At 67.8% G+C, this 16937-nt stretch carries 13 protein-coding genes and 1 riboswitch; of the genes, 8 read left to right on the top strand and 5 right to left on the bottom strand.

Annotation, left to right across the window (positions count from 1 at the left end):
* The first annotated feature begins 1 nt into the window (after position 1).
* Genes L1081_RS05515 through L1081_RS05505 form a run of 3 tightly spaced genes read left to right on the top strand, consistent with a single transcriptional unit; the run spans position 2 to position 2121 of the window.
* Entirely contained in the window at positions 2–514 is a 513-nt protein-coding gene (locus tag L1081_RS05515) for a peptidylprolyl isomerase (protein WP_489415554.1), read from the top strand.
* Positions 515–551: 37 nt separating this feature from the next.
* Positions 552–1322 (top strand): UDP-2,3-diacylglucosamine diphosphatase, encoded by a 771-nt coding sequence (locus L1081_RS05510; RefSeq protein WP_489415553.1) that lies wholly within the window; start codon positions 552–554, stop codon positions 1320–1322.
* Between the two features lie 7 nt (positions 1323–1329).
* Positions 1330–2121, top strand: a complete 792-nt coding sequence (locus tag L1081_RS05505; RefSeq protein WP_489415552.1) for a zinc-dependent peptidase — start codon at positions 1330–1332, stop codon at positions 2119–2121.
* 70 nt (positions 2122–2191) lie between these two features.
* Here the strand turns inward: L1081_RS05505 and L1081_RS05500 are convergent, their stop codons facing one another.
* On the bottom strand, positions 2192–5119 hold the full coding sequence (locus L1081_RS05500; protein ID WP_489415551.1) for a DUF349 domain-containing protein: 2928 nt from the start codon (positions 5117–5119) through the stop codon (positions 2192–2194).
* A gap of 128 nt (positions 5120–5247) precedes the next feature.
* Entirely contained in the window at positions 5248–9069 is a 3822-nt protein-coding gene (locus L1081_RS05495; protein WP_489415550.1) for a DUF748 domain-containing protein, read from the bottom strand.
* A gap of 577 nt (positions 9070–9646) precedes the next feature.
* Between L1081_RS05495 and L1081_RS05490 the strand changes: the two genes are divergently transcribed.
* From L1081_RS05490 to nrdR, 3 genes are all read left to right on the top strand, one after another.
* Positions 9647–10510, top strand: coding sequence for a lytic transglycosylase domain-containing protein (locus L1081_RS05490; RefSeq protein WP_319426417.1), 864 nt, complete (start codon positions 9647–9649; stop codon positions 10508–10510).
* 17 nt (positions 10511–10527) lie between these two features.
* Positions 10528–10654: riboswitch (ZMP/ZTP riboswitch) on the top strand.
* Positions 10655–10695: 41 nt separating this feature from the next.
* Entirely contained in the window at positions 10696–11940 is a 1245-nt protein-coding gene (gene glyA, locus L1081_RS05485) for a serine hydroxymethyltransferase (RefSeq protein ID WP_369655787.1), read from the top strand.
* Between the two features lie 19 nt (positions 11941–11959).
* A complete protein-coding gene (nrdR, locus tag L1081_RS05480) occupies positions 11960–12403 on the top strand; it encodes a transcriptional regulator NrdR (RefSeq protein WP_012748200.1) in 444 nt (147 codons plus the stop codon).
* A gap of 12 nt (positions 12404–12415) precedes the next feature.
* On the opposite strand, the gene L1081_RS05475 is transcribed toward nrdR, so the two are convergent.
* Together L1081_RS05475 and L1081_RS05470 are read right to left on the bottom strand one after the other, a co-directional pair.
* A complete protein-coding gene (locus L1081_RS05475) occupies positions 12416–12862 on the bottom strand; it encodes a type IV pilin protein (protein ID WP_489415549.1) in 447 nt (148 codons plus the stop codon).
* 41 nt (positions 12863–12903) lie between these two features.
* Positions 12904–14547, bottom strand: coding sequence for a PilC/PilY family type IV pilus protein (locus tag L1081_RS05470; RefSeq protein ID WP_489415548.1), 1644 nt, complete (start codon positions 14545–14547; stop codon positions 12904–12906).
* A 15-nt stretch (positions 14548–14562) separates the two neighbouring features.
* Here L1081_RS05470 and L1081_RS05465 point away from each other — a divergent pair, with 15 nt between their 5' ends.
* Together L1081_RS05465 and L1081_RS05460 are read left to right on the top strand one after the other, a co-directional pair.
* On the top strand, positions 14563–14850 hold the full coding sequence (locus L1081_RS05465) for a hypothetical protein (RefSeq protein ID WP_489415547.1): 288 nt from the start codon (positions 14563–14565) through the stop codon (positions 14848–14850).
* A 1059-nt stretch (positions 14851–15909) separates the two neighbouring features.
* The gene (locus L1081_RS05460; protein WP_489415546.1) at positions 15910–16308 is read left to right on the top strand and encodes a hypothetical protein; all 399 of its coding nucleotides are present in this window, start codon (positions 15910–15912) and stop codon (positions 16306–16308) included.
* On the opposite strand, the gene L1081_RS05455 is transcribed toward L1081_RS05460, so the two are convergent.
* Positions 16292–16906, bottom strand: a complete 615-nt coding sequence (locus tag L1081_RS05455; RefSeq protein ID WP_489416739.1) for a PilX N-terminal domain-containing pilus assembly protein — start codon at positions 16904–16906, stop codon at positions 16292–16294. The two genes, L1081_RS05460 and L1081_RS05455, sit on opposite strands and share 17 nt — an antisense overlap.
* Between the last annotated feature and the right edge of the window lie 31 nt (positions 16907–16937).

The following is a 16937-nucleotide window of genomic DNA, read 5'->3' as shown; positions in this document are numbered from 1 at the left end:
CATGAGCAACCCCAAAGTCGAACTCCACATCAAGAACTACGGCGTGATCACGCTCGAACTCGACAGCGCCAAGGCGCCGAAGTCGGCCGAGAACTTCGTCAGCTATGTGAAGAACGGTCACTACGACAACACCGTGTTCCACCGCGTGATCCCGGGCTTCATGGTGCAGGGCGGCGGCTTCGAGCCCGGCATGAAGCAAAAGCCCACCGGCGCCGAAATCGAGAACGAAGCCAACAACGGCCTCAAGAACGACAACTACACCGTGGCCATGGCCCGCACGAGCGCACCGCACTCGGCCACCGCCCAGTTCTTCATCAACGTGGCCGACAACGGCTTCCTGAACCACACCGCTCCCTCGGCCCAGGGCTGGGGCTACGCGGTGTTCGGCAAGGTCACCGGCGGCACCGACGTGGTGGACAAGATCAAGGCCGTGAAGACGGGCCGCAAGGGCTTCCACGACGACGTGCCGCTCGAGGACGTCGTGATCGAGAAGGCCGTCCTCGTCGCGGAATAACGCGCGGACCGGCGAACGAACGCGGCGCGGCACGGGCATGGCGGAACATCCGGTTTTCAAGGAACTGCTCGCCCCGCCCGCGTGGCGCACCGTCGACCTGATCTCCGACCTGCACCTGCAGGCTGACGAGCCCGCCACCTTCGAGGCCTGGCGCGGCTATCTGCAGACCACGCCGGCCGATGCGCTCGTCATCCTGGGCGACCTGTTCGAAGTGTGGGTGGGCGACGACGCAGCCGCCCTGCCCGGCTTCGAGGCCGAATGCGCCGAGCTGCTGCGCCGCACGGCCGAGCGGCTGCCGGTGTACTTCATGCACGGCAACCGCGACTTCCTTGTGGGCCCGGCGCTGGCCGCCCAATGCGGCTTCACGCTGCTGGACGACCCCACGGTGCTGGTGCTGCGCGGCGAACGCTGGCTGCTGAGCCACGGCGACATCCTTTGCCTGGACGACACCGACTACCTCAAGTTCCGCGCCCAGGTGCGCACGCCCGAATGGCAGGCCGCGTTCCTGGCCAGGCCGCTGGCCGAGCGCCGCGCGCTCGCGCGCTCCATGCGCGCGCAAAGCGAAGACCGCAAACGCAATCCCTCGGCCGTCTGGGCCGACGTGGACGGCGGCGCCGCGCGCCAGTGGCTGCAGCAGGCGCGCGCAGGCACGCTGGTGCACGGCCACACGCACCGCCCGGCCGATCACGACCTGGGCGACGGCCTCAGGCGCATCGTGCTCAGCGACTGGGACGCCGCGGCCCATCCGCCGCGCGCGCAGCTGCTGTGCCTTTCCACCGCCGGCGCCCAGCGCGTCGACCTGCGCTAGCGCGGGTATGTTCAAGTGGCTGCGCCGGCTGCGCGCCCTGCCCCCCATCCCTGACGACGCCTGGCAGGCCACGCTGGCGCGCTATGCCTTTCTTGGCGAGCTTCCGCACGACATGCAGCTGCGGCTTCGAACCCTCTCGGCCGAGTTCCTGCGCGACAAGGAATTTCATGGCACCCAGGGCTTCGTCATCACCGACGAGGTCGCCCTGGCCATCGCCGCGCAGGCGGTGCTGCCGATCCTCAACCTGAAGGGCGGGCTGGACTGGTACGACGATTTCGTCGGCATCGTGGTGCACTCGTCGGAGGTCGTCGCGCGGCGCAAGATCGTCGACGAAGCGCAGGTGGTGCACGAATACGACGAGGTAGTGGCCGGCGAGGCCATGGACCGCGGGCCGGTGATGCTGAGCTGGCAGGACGTGCTCGCGAGCGGCATCACGACGGGCGGCGGCTACAACGTCGTGATCCACGAATTCGCCCACAAGATCGACATGCGCGCAGGCGACGCCGACGGCTGCCCGCCGCTGCCGCCCGGCTTTGCGGGCAAGCGCAGCGCACGCGAGGCCCGCGCCGCCTGGCTCGCGGTGCTGCAACCTGCTTACGAGGACTTTCGCGAGAAGACGATCCTGGCCGAGCGCTTCGGCGCGGAGCCGCCGTGGCTCGATGACTACGGAGCGGTATCGATCAGCGAATTCTTCGCGGTGGCCTGCGAGGCCTACTTCGTGAACCGCGCGACCTTTGCACGGGATTTCCCCTCGGTGCTCGCGCTCTTCGACGAATTCTTCGGGCGCGGCAAGACCTGATCGCCGCGCGCGGCCGGGCAAAAGAAAAGCGCCCATGGGCGCTTTTCCTTTTTTGGCAGGACGATCCGGCCTACTTGCGCAATAGTGCCTTCAGCGCGTTCTGCAGGCGGCGCGCGCTGGCCGCATCGTGCGCGGCAGCCAACACCTTGCCGGCATCCTGTCCCCAGGTCTGGGCCGGCGCCGGATCGCCGCGCTTGGTCAGCAGCTTGAGCTGCAGCGCGCGGCGCGCTTCGAGCTGCTCGGCCGGCGTTGGCACTTCGGCGGCCATTTCGAGGCGCAGCAGTGCTTCGGCGGCTTCATCGGGCGCAGCCTTGGGCGCCGAGCCGATGGCCTGGGACCAGCCGCTGCGCACTGCGGGCGTGACCGCGCGTCCGAGTTCCTGCACGCTGGGCAGCCGCGAGGCGTCGCGCTGCTCCCATGCGCCAAGCACCTGCGTCAGCGCTTCGCCGTGAGCCTGGGCCGCGAGCTTGCGCAGTGCGAGGTCGGCGCGCTCGAGCGCTTCGCGCTGGGCGCGGAAAGCCGCGTCGCCGAGCCGCGGACCACGGTCCTCGAAGCGCGGCGGACGGTCGCCGAAGCGTCCGGCCGGTGCACCGCGGTCACCGCGGCCATCTGGACGCGGTGCGCCGCGATCGCCTGGGCGGCCAGGGGTGCCCGGTCCCGGACGGGCACCATCGCGCCGGTCGCCGAAGCGGCCGCCTGCACGGCCTGCGGGCATGGCCTCGGCTTTCTTGTTGCCGGGACGGTCGTCGCCGCGCACCGCGACCACGGGCTTGGGAGCGGGCTTTGGCGGTGCGGGCGGTGCCTTGGCTTCTTCGGCCGCGGCAGCTTCGCCGGCCTCATGTGCCGCGCCGTCGGAGCGCGCCGATGCGTCGGCGCCGTCGGCCGGCGCAACGAGGTCCGGGGTGGCCGCGGCATGGGCCGGAGCGGGCGTGCCCGGCTGCGCTTCCGCGTCGCTCGAGCCCGGCGCCTGCTCGGCGCTTTCGCCGAACTCGGCTGCGGCCTGTCCGGGCGCAACCACTTCGGTGGCGCCCACGGCGGGACCGTCGCTGGAGGGCTCAGGCTTCGCGGCAGGTGCCGGCGCAGGCGGAGGCGCTTCGCCACGCAGCGCGGCTTCGAGCCGCGCGATGGCGGCGCGGATCTTCTGCACATCGCCGCCAGCATTGGCCGCGTCCAGCGCCTTGGAGGCCTCGAGCACATGGCGGTCGTGCTCGCTCATTGCAGAGGAGACCTTCTCGCGTTCGGCCGTCTTGCGGTTGAAGGCTTCGTCGATGGGCGCGCGGAACGCGTCCCACAGCTTTTGCTCATGGCGGCGGTCGAGCGGCACGCTCTGGGCCTCGGCCTGCCAGCGCTGCTGCAGCGCCTTGACGGCATCGATGCGCAGCATGGGCTGGGCGCCGAGCTCGGCCGCCTCCGCGATCATGGCCTGGCGCCGTTCGATGCTGGCCTTTTGCGCCGCCTCGAAGGGTGCGCGCGCGGCACCGAAAGCCTCGTTCCACTGCGGCTGCAGCTCGGCAAAGACTTTTTCGCCCACGTGGCCGGCATCGCGCCAGCGGTCGGCAAACTGGTGCAGCGCGCGGTTGTGCGCCTTCAGGTCGGTGGCGCCGGCATGCTCGGCCGCCCAGGCCCGCACCTCTTCGATCAGTGCCACGCGGTGCGCGCGGTGCTCCGCCGCATCGGCACGAACCTTCTCGAGCCAGGCCTCGACCACCTTGTGGGCTTCGTTGCAGGCTTCGTCGAAGCGCTTCCACAGCGCATGGTTGGGTACACCGCCCTGGTCGGCCTGCTTCCACTGGTCGCGCAGCGAGCGCAGCGTTTCCTGCATCTTGCGGCCGCCGAGCGCCTGGCCCTCGGGGCGCTTGAGCAGGCCTTCGGCCTTGGCGACGAGGTCTTCGCGCACCTTGTCGGCACTCCAGCGCTGCCAGCCTTCGAGTTCGCCGGCTGCGACCAGCGCCGCATGCACGCGCGCTTCGAGCGGTGCTTCGACCAGCTTGCCGTGTTCCTTCAGCACCGCGCGCAGTGCGGCGGCCGCGCCGGCGCTGGCCTTGCCGTGGCCTTCGGCAGTTTCCTGCTCGAGCTTGGCCAGGGCCGCCAGCACGGCGTCCTGCGCCGCTGCGCGCACGGCCGGGTCGACCTTGGGTGCGGCAGGCTTGGCGGGCGCCGCCTTGGGTGCGACGACTTCGCCGCGCGCGGCGCGAAGCTCGTCGGCCCACACCGGCACCGGCGGCAAGGGGGCCGCAGCGTCGGCGGCCGCGGCCTGCGCCTGGGCCAGCGCCGCATGGAACGCATCGGAGACGACCAGCAACTGCGCCTTCGACGATTCGAGCTGCGGTGCAAACCTGGCGTCCAGGCTGTTCCAGTTGGCATCGGCCGTGATGTCGGCCGCCTGCTGCTGCCAGTGGGCCACGTCGGCGCGCAGCGATTCCTCGGCGGCCTGGGCGTCCTGCCAGCCCTTGGTCGACAGCACTTCGAAGCGCTGGGCCAGCAGCACGGCGGCCTCGCGGTGCACCTGGGCACGGTGCTGCAGGTCTTCGATGCCCTTGACGCGTTCGGCCAATTGCACCTTGAAACCCGCGAGCGGTTCGCGCGACAGGGGCGCGCCGGCCTTGGCGGCGTCGCGCTGCCAGGCGAGTGCATCGGCGATGTTGAGCTTGGACTGGCCCAGCAGCGCCTCGGCCTTTTGCGCCCATTCGGCGGCAATGGCCTCCTGGCCCTTGGCGCGCTTGAGTTCGTCGAGCTTTTCGCGCAGCAGGCGCGCCGCGCCCTTGTCGCGGCCGCTCAGCTCCTTGAAGACTTCCTGCATCTGCTCGGGCGCGGGGTTGCCCGCGAGCCAGTCGCGGATGCGCGCGGCGCGCTCGCCCGAAGTTGGCGCGGTGAAGGCGCCGCCGGTGAGCGTGTCGAGGGCCTGGAGGTCGTGTGGCTTGGAAGAAGTAGAGGTCACTTGCGCGAAATCGTTGTCTGAAGAGAGAAAGCGAAGGCGCCGGCAAAGGCCGGCGCACATCGACATTTTCACCCAGTTGTGGCGGGCGGTTGAATTCCATGCCGCAACCGCAGCCAAATGGCTGCTGGAAGCGGTCACGGATGGCTATCTATATGGCGAGGCGGGGCGGGAAACCAAGTGAGCGTTTGTCACTTCATGGCCAGGTCGAGCTCGGCGCCGGGCTTCCAGTCGTCACCGCTCGCCTTGGTCTTCACGGCGCCGAGGAACAGGCGCTCGCTCGGCAGCTTCTGGGCCAATAGGTAGTCGCGCACCACGGCGCCGCGCTCCACGGCCAGTTGCCGGATCGACTCCTCGTCGACCGGAATGCTCGCGAGCAGCAGGTTTTCCATTTCCTTCACCGGCAGGTCCTTGGCGAGGCCGACCATGTTGCGCGGCTTGGTGATGTCCGCGCGCTTGTACACGGCGGCCAGCAGCTCGGGGTATTCGGCATCGGTCACCGGCGGCACGTCGGTGCCCGCCTGGCCGCCGCGCACCGCCAGGCGCCGCTTCTCGGCCTGGGCGAGCTGGCGCAGGCGCTGGCGCTGGTAGGCGTCGCGCTCCTTTTCGAGGCTGGCCGTGCCGACCACCGTCATCCGCAGGTTCGGACGCTCCGTCAGCGCCTTGACGACCTTGTCCAGGCTCTCCTTGGCAGTGGCACTGAGCACGGCGCTCCCGGGCTCGAAGGTGATGGTGCTCGACTCGCCGCTGCCACCGCCGAGTCCGCCGGTCAGCAGGCTGAACGGCGAGGTCACGGCCTTGACGATCAGGTTGACCACCGCCTTGAAGATCAGCGGGCCGATGCTGAACTGCGGATCGTTGAGCGAGCCCCTGAGCGGCAGGTCCACGTCGATCACGCCGTTGCGGTCGGCCAGCAGCGCCACCGCGAGCCGCACCGGCAGGCTGTTGGGCGCGCCCTGCACTTCGTCGCCGAATTGCAGCTGGTTGAGCACCAACTTGTTGGAGGCCGTGAGCTGGCCATCGGGTGCGATCTTGTAGTTGACGTCCATGCTCATCTTGCCGCGCTCGATGCCGTGGCCGGCGTAGCGCACCGAGTACGGCGACAGCGGCGCCAGGTCGAGATCGCGCATCTTGGCGGTGATGTCGAGTTCGAGCGGCTTGGCCAGCGGGTTGAGCTTGCCGGTGATTTCCAGCGCGGCGGTCTGCTGCGCCTTGCCCCGCAGTTCCAGGTCGGCCAGCGCGGGGCGGCCGCTTTCGCCCTTGGGCGGGTTCGACGAGAAGGAACTGAGCTTGCCGGTCAGCTCGCTCAGGTCGGCCGAATAGTTGGGCTTCACGAACAGGTCGGTGAAATCGACCCGGCCGTTGACCAGGCTCATCGGGCCGAAGTTGATGACCGGCTTGGGCCCCGAATCGGCCTCGGCCTGCGCGGTTGCGACGGGCGCCGTTGCCGGCTCTGCCGGCTCGGAGCCGCCGCCGACCATGGCCTCGGCCGACACCGGCGCACCGCCGCCGCCCGAAGGCTGCTGCGGCCCGCCGCGCGTCGTGGTGGTGGTTCCGCCAGGGCTGCGGCGGGACTTGACCTCCGCGCTGGCCACGGCGGCGGCATTGGCGTCCGCCTCCCCCTTCTTGGTGAGGTTTACCAGGTTGAGCCGCCCGGTCGGGTCGACGATCACGCGGGCGAAGAAATCGGTCAGCGTGGTTTCCCGCACGTCCACCGCCGGTGCGGCGTTGGGCGCCATGCTCACCTGCAGGCCGCGCAGGCTCAGGGTCTTCCAGCTCAGCAGCTGGTTGGTGTTGCGGTCGAAGCCCGGCGACTGGGTCAGCGAGATGCTGTTGGCGCGGAAGTCGTCCAGCGCCGTGTCCCCGGCCAGCTTGATCGTCATGCCGGACGGCGCGCTTGCATAGCGCACCGTCCCCTTGTAGCTGGCAAAGGCGCGGCGGATGTCGACGTTGAGCGCGTCGGCATAGTAGGCCTTGAAGGCATGGGCCGGGAACGAGGCCACTTCGAGCCGGCCCTCGGCCGAGAGCGGCTTGAGCACCACGTTGCCCTTGTAGTCGAAGCGGCCCGGCTCCGAACGTCGGGAACCGATGCGCCCCGAAACCTGCAAGGGTGAGACCGTGGCGGTTTCGGGCGCGACCTTCTGCGCCTTCAGGCTGAATGCCGTGATCTCGACGGCCACCGGCGTGGCGCTGGCCTTGTCGGCATAGGAAAGCGTGCCGTTGTCGACCGCCAGGGTGCCGATGGTCAAGCCCCAAGGCTTGGTGTTGGCGCCGGGCGGTGCCGTTTCGGGGCCCGAGCCGGCGGGCTTGGGCGCGGCCGCCTTGGCCTGCGCCTTGCCGCCGCCGGCCGGCGTCTTGAGCCAGCGCTCGAACATCCAGCGCTTTTCGCTGTCGCGCTCGACCTGCACCTTCGGGTTGGTGGCGGTGAACGAGGCCACGTCGAGCGTGTGCTTGGTCATGTCGACCTCGGCATCGATCAGTTCGAAGCGGCCGACGCTTGCCAGCGCGGTCTTCGCCTGGGTGAGCGCCAGGCCGTCGACGGCCAGGCGCCGCGCCTTGAACCGGAGGTCGGGCTGGGTCCAGGCGATGTCGATCTGGCCGCTGAGCTTGCCGTCGAGCGTGGGCTCCAGGCTGTGCGCCAGGTAGGGTGCCGCCAGCGACAGCGGCAGCGCGTCGACCTCGGTCTGCACCTCGGCCGCCTTGTCGGTGGCGTTGCCCTGGAACTTGAGCGTGGCGCCGGCAATGGCGGTGCTGCCGCTGAACCGGGCCGGCTTCTCCATGGGCCAGGTGAGCTCGGTCAGGTCGAGGCCGAGCGCGGTCGTCTCGATGGCCGCGGCGGGCTGAACCGTTTCATCGCGCCACCCGATGCGCCCGCCGCTGAGGGCCACCTTGTCGACCCGGACCTTCAACTTCGGCTTTTCGGGGGCCTTGCCGTCCGGAGCGCTTGCGGCGGCGGCAGGAGCCTGCGCCACCTTCTCTGCCGCCCCGGTGGCCGGATCGGTGGCCAGCAGGTTCAGCTGGCCCTTGGCATCGCGCGCCACCGCAAGCTGCGGATTGGCCAGCGCGACCTCGCTCAGGTGAAACACCGCCTCCAGCGGCCGCACGTCGGCCAGCGCCAGCTTGAGCGAATCGAAACCCAGGAGGTCCCGCCCACGGGCATCGCCGAGCTTGGCCTTGTGCGCCTCGACGGTGCCGGTGATCTTGAGACCGGCGGTGGCGGCTCGCTCGAAATCGATCTTCAGGTCGGCATCGAGGCTGCCCGCCTGCAGCTTCACCGGCAGGCCGCCCGGGATGTAGCCCAGGTACGGCGCCAGGTCGAGCCCCTTGAACTGCACATGGGCGTCGGTCTTGCGGCTTTCCGCGAACGGCGTGGTGAGGGCCGCCGAATCGAACTTGCTGCCGTTGAGCGCGAAAGCCAGCTTGGGCTCTGTGTTGATGTCGCGCTTGGAGGCCAGGTTGCTCAGGAACGGGACGTTGAGCACGAAGCCGCGCAGTTCGTGCCTGCGCTTGACGGTCTGGTCGTCGAAATCGACCGCGCCGTCCCTGATCGAGATGTTATAGATGGCAAAGCGCGCCGGCTCGGCCTTGGGATCGGGCGGCGGGCCGGCCGCGAGTTTGGCCAGGATGTCGTCGATGTCGTACTTGCCGTCGGCCAGGTGCGTGAGCAGGATGGCCGGCGCCTCGACCGTCACCGCATCGATCACCGGTGCCAGGCGCAGGATCGACTGCAGTTCGGCGTCGGCATAGATGCGCTTGACCGCCACCTGGGGCCGGCTGCCGTCGGCCGTGGCAATGCGCAGGTCGTTCAGCGCGAGTTCGAGGGTCCAGGGCTTGAAATCGATCTTGCCGACAGTGACCTGCCGGCCCAGCTTCTCGCTTGCGATCTTCTGGAGCTGGCTCTTGGCAATCGGCGGCACCGCCAGCCAGGCGATGATCCAGAGGGCCAGCAGAACCAGCAACGCGACGATCCCACGTCGCACCCATTTATTTTGTTTGAGCGAAGCTACATCCATCGCGGGAGTGTGCCGCAAAGAAGCATGGAGCCAGAAACAAGAAAGCCCGGCAATTCGACGAAATGTCTCATTACCGGGCTTGATGGCGGGCACAAAACCCATGCCATCGTTTCGCGCGACCGGAAGTCAATGGTTCCTGCCGTGCTGGCAGCAAGAGATTGCCGCCATGGATCCTCCATCGTTCCAGCCCTTGACTTGCACCTCGGGCCGTAGGATTTCGGAAAACCGCCTGAGAACTCAGGCGTGTTCAGATTAGGCGCCCCGCCCTTGCATTGCAATGCCGTCTTCCAAGGGTTTTCCCTGATATTTTGTTTAAATATGTAATCACATAAGGGAATAGGTTCTTATACTTGACCGGGTATTTAGCCACGCTAGAATCCCGCCTGCCCCTGGCTGCCCCAGACCCAGCAGGGGCCACCTGAATCCGCTGCCGAGTTCCCCCGGCTTGATCAGGCCACCGCGCTCCTACCCCTACACCTCCATGCGCGGAGCCTGATTCGTACCAATCCAAGCGCCGCTGCCTTCATCCATCGCCCCCGCGGCGCTGCGATCAGGTGCCGCACAGAAAGGAAGAGCGATGAACAAGGCGTTTGATGCCACAGCCCGCGGGCTGAGGACCTTTGTGTCCGACGTGGCAGACGGCTTTTTTGAAATCACCCACAACGGGTTTGCGCTGGTTGGCCTGGCCATCGTGTTCGCGGCCCTCGCGCTCGTGGCGCGGCCCGACCTGCGCAAGACCGGCGAGGAACAGCTCATGGGCTGGCTGCAGTCGCGCAAGCCCGCGCCCGAAGCCACCGACCTGGAGCCGACCGCCATCGTGCGCACCACGGCCGCGAGCCCCGGCGACCTGCCCAAGCAGCAGGCCGCCGTGGCCTATTGGCTCAGCAAGAAGTACCGCGTGGCGGCCGAGCCGCTGAGCGTGCTGGTTGCAGAGGCATACCACCTGGGCAAGCGCACCAAGCTCGACCCGACGCTGATCCTGGCCATCATGGCCGTCGAATCGAGCTTCAATCCCTTCGCCCAGAGCCACGTGGGCGCCCAGGGCCTGATGCAGGTCATGACGCGCGTGCACGGCGACAAGTACGAAAGCGCGGGCGGCACGCTCACCGCCTTCGACCCCGTGACCAACATGCGCGTGGGCGTGAAGGTGCTGCAGGAATGCATCGCCCGCGCCGGCTCGCTCGAAGGCGGCCTGCGCTACTACGTGGGCGCGGCCAATCTCGACGACGACGGCGGCTATGCCGGCAAGGTCCTGGCCGAGCACGAACGCCTGGTGCAGGTGGCCAACGGCCGCAATCCGCCGACAATGCCAACGCCCGCGGCGCCGGTGGTGCGGGCGCAGGCCCAGCCGATTCCGGTTGCCGTGCCGCCCAAGCCGCAGCAGGCGGCCGAGCCGGCAGCGGACCCGCAGAAAGTGGCCCTGCTGTCGGAAGTTTCCTGAGCCCCTGCGCTACACTTCACCCCGTACGCGACTGGCGATAGGCGCAGCACCCCGCACGGTGCCCTGCGCTGACGTGGAATACCACTGGGAAGCGTGCCGCCTGGCATCCATACAGGCGTTCAGCCGTTCGCCTGGGCAGCCCTTGTTTGGTTGAAGAACAAGGACCTCGTCTTCAAAGGACTGCCATGTACCACCGCAACATCCTGGTCGAACAGACCGATCCCGAAATCTGGGCTGCCATCCAGGCCGAAAACGCGCGCCAGGAACACCACATCGAGTTGATCGCGAGCGAAAACTACGCTTCGCCGGCCGTCATGGCCGCCCAGGGCTCGCAACTCACCAACAAATACGCCGAAGGCTACCCGGGCAAGCGCTACTACGGCGGCTGCGAGCACGTCGACGTGGCCGAGCAGTTGGCCATCGACCGCATCAAGCAGATCTTCGGCGCCGACGCCGCCAACGTGCAGCCGCACTGCGGCGCCTCAGCCAACGAAGCCGTGATGCTGGCCTTCTTGAAGCCCGGCGACACCATCATGGGCATGAGCCTGGCCGAAGGCGGCCACCTGACCCACGGCATGCCCCTGAACATGAGCGGCAAGTGGTTCAACGTGGTGAGCTACGGCCTCGATGCAAACGAAGCCATCGATTACGACGCGATGGAACGCAAGGCGCACGAGCACATGCCCAAGCTGATCATCGCGGGCGCCTCGGCCTATTCGCTGCGCATCGACTTCGAGCGCTTCGCCAAGGTGGCCAAGGACGTGGGCGCGATCTTCATGGTCGACATCGCCCACTATGCCGGCCTGGTGGCCGCGGGCGTGTACCCCAACCCGGTGCCGCACGCCGACGTGGTCACATCCACCACCCACAAGAGCCTGCGCGGCCCGCGCGGCGGCATCATCCTGATGAAGTCGCAGCATGAGAAAGCCATCAACAGCGCGATCTTCCCAGGCCTGCAAGGCGGCCCGCTGATGCACGTGATCGCCGCCAAGGCCGTCGCGTTCAAGGAAGCCATGACGCCCGAGTTCAAGGCCTACCAGCAGCAGGTGGTCAAGAACGCCCAGATCGTGGCCGACACCCTTACCGAGCGCGGCCTGCGCATCGTGAGCGGGCGCACCGAAAGCCACGTGATGCTGGTCGACCTGCGCGCCAAGGGCATCACCGGCAAGGAAGCCGAAGCCGTGCTGGGCAGCGCCCACATGACGATCAACAAGAACGCGATCCCCAACGACCCCGAAAAGCCGATGGTCACCAGCGGCGTGCGCATCGGCACCCCCGCCATGACCACGCGCGGCTTCAAGGACGAAGAGGCGCGCATCACCGCGAACCTGATCGCCGACGTGCTCGAGAACCCGCGCGACGCCGCCAACATCGATGCGGTCCGCGCCAAGGTGCACGCGCTGACGAGCCGGTTCCCGGTCTACCGCTGATCCGGCAAGAAGTGGCCGCATGAAATGCCCTTTTTGCGGTCATCTCGAAACGCAGGTCGTCGAGACCCGCGTTTCGGAAGACGCCGACTTCGTGCGCAGGCGCCGCCAGTGCAGCGCCTGCGACAAGCGCTTCACCACCTATGAGCGGCCCGACGTCAACTTTCCGGTGGTCGTCAAGAAGGACGGCAGCCGCGCCGACTTCGAATCGGGCAAGGTCCGCGCCTCGATGATGCTGGCGCTGCGCAAGCGGCCGGTCAGCATCGAGCAGATCGACAACGCCCTGCTGCGTATCGAGCAGAAGCTCCTGGCCAGCGGCCTGCGCGAGATCGATTCGACCAAGGTCGGCGAACTCGTGATGCGCGAACTGAAAAAGCTCGACAAGGTGGCCTACGTGCGCTTTGCCTCGGTGTACCGCAGCTTCGAGGACGTGGACGAGTTCCGGCAGCTGCTGCGCGACATCTGAAGAACCCCGCACTCAGCGGTTCCAGCAGGCCTGCACCCGCGCATTCGAAGCACTGGTCTGGCCGGCCGCCAGCTTGACGCCCTGCTGGTTCACCGTGAGCGTTCCGCACTCGTCGGCTTTCGATGCGCCCTGCGGCTCGGCCCGCAGCGTGTAGGCGGTCGCATTTCTTGCCGCATAGCTGATGGTGTAGTTTGCCGTGCCGGACGATGGCGACTGGTTCAGCCCGGCCGGCAGCGCAACGGTTGACGGCGGATACTGGCCGTTGGCCGTCAGGTAGCGCTCGGTCCATTGGGCCGCCTGCAGCAGCTGCTGCTTGGCATCGGCACGCTTGGCCCGCAGCACGTAGCGCGTGTAGCTCGGGTAGGCAATCGCGGCCAGGATGGCGATCACCGCCGTCACGATCATGAGTTCGACCAGCGTGAAGCCGCGCGGGCGAATCCGCTCTTTGCGGGCCTGCATTTCAGGATATTTGTTCATGGCTTGGGTGCGCCGCGGCTTCATCAATTCCACGAGATCAGGTTGCGCCAGCCGAAGCGGCGCACGGCTTGCGGCAGCTCGGTCTCGTTGCAGCCGCCGGCCGCACTACAGATCACGTGCTTGCCTTTTTCCGCGGCGTTCTGCGGCCGAAAGACGATGTCGTCCCGGCCCGAATGATTCCGGAAGCCGAGATAGGTGCCTGCCGCACTGGTGGATCCGTTGTAGACGATGCCGTCGGGGGCGACGCCGCTGAAGAAGTCGACCACCATCGACCAGCCGTTGTCGCTGGTGCCCGGCGCGCAGTCGAGCGAATTGCTCGCCGAGCCGGGAATGGTGGACGAGAACAGGCCCGCGCTGCCGCTCAGCGCATCGCCCGGATAGACGATGCGTTCGCCGGCGGTTCCCAGCTGGAGGTACCAGCCGCGCTTGCCGCCCGAGCCGCTGTAGCTCACGCCGTGGCTCGACGCGGTGCGGAATTCCACGTCGCCTTCCTTGACCGTGCCGGTCCCGACGGTCTGCGCCATCAGGTCGGCCAGCACCGCGGTGCCCGTGCTGCCGTTGGCGCGGTCCCAGACGCCGTACAGGTACTGCTGGGCGGTGCTGCTTTCGTCGCCCGCGGCAAACAGCCGGCCGGTGCCGAACATCACCATGTAGCCGCCGCGCGGATGGTCGACGACCAGCGGCGCGGCCGTGATCGGCTGTGCGGCACCGGCGGCGAACAGCTGCGCGCCGTCCAGGCTCGATGCGGTGGCGCCGGAGCCCAGGGTGGCCTTCCAGTCGCTGCTCTTGCCGCTGCTCAGGTCGAACTTCCAGAGGTTGCCGAGCAGATCGCCGGCATAGACGTAGTCGACCTTGCCGTCGCCGTTGCGGTCCACCACCTGCGGCGCCGAGAGCCCGTTGCAAGTGCCGGCGGCCTGCGTGGCGGGCGCGGGAATCTTCAGCACGGACTTGTCGCCGTCGAGGTACTGGATCCAGAGCATCGCCTTCTCGTTCGTGCTGTTGTAGCCGTTACCCAGGATCACGGCCCTGCGGCCGTTGTTGAGCGGTGCCACCTGCAGTGCGCGCCTGGAAAAGGAATCGAGCGCGGGTTGCTGGAACTGGTGGCCGAGGTCGTCGTCGGCGACCGCGGTGGTGTCGATCACGGCCACGTCGGCGGCGTTGGTCTCGCCGATGTTCTCGGGCTTGGTGACGTCGAGCACGAAGTAGCCCTTGCCGCCCGGCCCCAGCGTGCCCACGAGGAAGGATTTCCACAGCGCTGCCTTCTTGGCGTCGGTGGCCTTGGCGTCAGCGGTCGACCCCATGTAGATGTCGGCCACGAACGGGCTGCCGTCGACGTAGTACCTGTGCGAGTAGGTGCTCTCGCTGAGCTTCTTGAGCTGGGGCGCCGCCGCCGTGCCATAGACGCCTTCCGGCACATAGGCGAATGCCTCCTGGCCGGTGCCGGCGTTGAAGGCATGCAGCATGCCGTCGTTGGCGCCGACATAGACCATCGGCGTGCGGTCGATGGTCGAGGCGAATGCGGCGTAGCCTTCATGGGTGAAGCCGCTGCTGGGCCGCCCCACGTACTGGACGCTGGAGCCCACGATGTCGCCCAGCACGTGGCCGCGCTTGCGCAGGCCGAGGCCGGTGCCCTCGTTGCTGCGGTCGCCGCGAAGAAAGTCGAGCACGCCCTGGCCGACGCGGTGCTCGCGGCGTCGGTGCTGGTGCTGCCCTTGAGCGCCGCCTTCTGCGCGTCGCTCAGGTTGGCCCATCGGAACGGCACGCCGGCACCGGTGGCCGCGGCGCTGGTGGGCGTTGCCGCAGTGGTGCCAGAGAAGCTCAGCACCTTGCGATCGCTGTCGTGCGCGCCGGCCTTTGCCATGCGCGCATCGAGCAGTTCGCGCGCGGACCATGCGGGCGTGGCGGCCAGCTTGCCGTCGCTGCCGAACGGCGTGGCAATCACCTTGCCCGACCAGTCGGCCGTGTCGTAGCCGCCCTGGTAGGCCGAGGTGGCGCTCGACGCCCTGGAGCCGCTGCCCGAGATCGAGGTCAGCGGGGTGCTGGTGTTGAAAAGGATCTGCGCGAGGATGGATCGGAAGGCATCGCCGAGCGCCTGCGCGTTCGCGGCCGGCGTGAAGGTGCCTCGGCTGTTGAGCGCGGCGTGCCAGAGGTCCATGCGCACGGCGGAGGCGTTGGCGGCGAGCTCGTGGTAGTAGCCATAGGCGCCGCTTGCAGAATGCCATCTCCCCGGCGCCGCCAAGGTGCTCGCCAGCGGGTCCTTCCAGGAGATCGAGCCATCGACCAAGCGCGCATAGTCCCCGCTGTAGGTCGGCTGCGACGCGTCCGCCGAAACGGCCGGCGCGCCCGTCCACGACGAGGCAGCGCCAAAGCCGATGGTGTAGGTATTCAGGTGTTGCCAGGTGGCGGGATCGTTCTTGGGATTCCAGTACTCGGGGACCGTCGCCGTTCCTACAGTCATGTTGCCGGGCTCTGCAACAGTCTTCTTGAGGTTGTTCGACACACCGGGCTGCAGGTCGCTGGCCCAGTAATGAAAAGCCATGTCCGCCAGTGTGGGCCGGTATTCCGCCTTCGGCCACCATCCATAGGCATCTTTCTGCCAGCTGTTGTTGACCGCACCTGCGTCGTCCCTGTAGGGAGCGCGCGGCACGTAGGCCACGGCATCGGGCAGGACGCGGTTCGTTCCATCCGCATTGCCGATGGCCGGCATGCCGAGTGCTGCGGGGTCCGGGTTGAATCCAAACAGGTTGTAGTCGCCGTCGGTCATGAAGATGTGAAAGGACTTGCGGCAGGTCGATTGAGTTGCGCCCTCCACGCCCGAGTCGTCCGAGTACGGGCTGAACCGGCCTGTCGTCTTCATATATTCGCCGGCGCGGGTCATCATGGCGTGCAAGGGTGTTCCGCCTTCCGCCGCCAAGCCATCGACCCAGCTCATGAAATTGGCGCGATGCGTGTCGTCCAGCGAACGCATCAGGTTCGCATTGGCTTGGCCGTTGACGAGGCAACGGCCGGCCTGATAGGTCCCAGCTGAGATGTCGCCGAAAAAGCCGACGCAGTTGTCGTTCTTGGCGTTCTTGTTGTTGTTCATCGCCTGCCAGGAAAGGCGAATCCGGCCGTTGGGGATGTTGGCCGCCGAGAAGTTGGCCCTGAGCGCGGTCTTCAGCGCTTCCATCCGGGTGGGTGTTCCGGCCGACGGATACATTCCTTCCGACGCCCGTGAGGAATACGCCATGCTGCCCGAGTTGTCGACCGACACGATCACATTCGGCGCCGGCTCCTTGACCGCGGTGTTGCGCGGCGCCTGGGCCAGCGGATATTGCGCGGCGTGCCCTGCGGTCTGCGCGAGTACCAGGCCGCACAGCACGGCGTTCCTCGAAAACCGGTGGATGTTCATATCTATTTTTCCAGCCATGCTCAATTCACCTTCCTGACCGCGGCCGGGTCGAAGGACATCTGCAACAGGACCCGCGTGCCGCCGCCCGTGCTGGCCGTGCGGGCGCCGGTGGAAAGCGCGGTGATCCGGTACAGCGGCTCGTCGCTGCGCGCGCGGTCGATCACCTCGATCCAGTACCTGGCGCTGGCCAGGGCCGGATTGCCGGCCTTCGGCGCGCCCGTGAATCGACCGTAGGCGGCGGACTTGTCCGTATACGCGGCACGGGTCCAGAACCGGTAGGCCTCGCTGCCCGAGGCGGCACTCACGGAATCGCTCCCGGCGAAGTAGCAGATGCCCTGAGCGCAGCTGTTGGCGCCCTCGCCCACGTAGGCGGTCACCCAGCCGGTATCCCGATCGGGAAACACGCGGCCATCCGCGACCTTGCGGCAAGGGGAGTCCACGAGCGCGGAACACGCCACGTAGGTCTGGGTCGCGGCATCGAAGGCCAGTTGCCGGATGTCGCGCTCGGCATCCAGCAATGCGGCTTCGGCGGCCTCGAAGGCGCGTTGGTAGTCGCGCTGGTTGCCCGCCATCGATTCGAGCAGTTGGGCCGTCCGCGCACCACCCACCGCGAGCAGCACCGAGAGCAGCAGCATGATGAGCACGATGAACAGCGAGAACCCCCGC

Source organism: Variovorax sp. MSC1_012 (assembly GCF_023667525.1).
Lineage (GTDB): Bacteria > Pseudomonadota > Gammaproteobacteria > Burkholderiales > Burkholderiaceae_C > Variovorax > Variovorax beijingensis_B.
The sequence above is the reverse complement of the archived record's forward strand: the minus strand, read 5'-3'. Positions and strand labels throughout refer to the sequence as shown.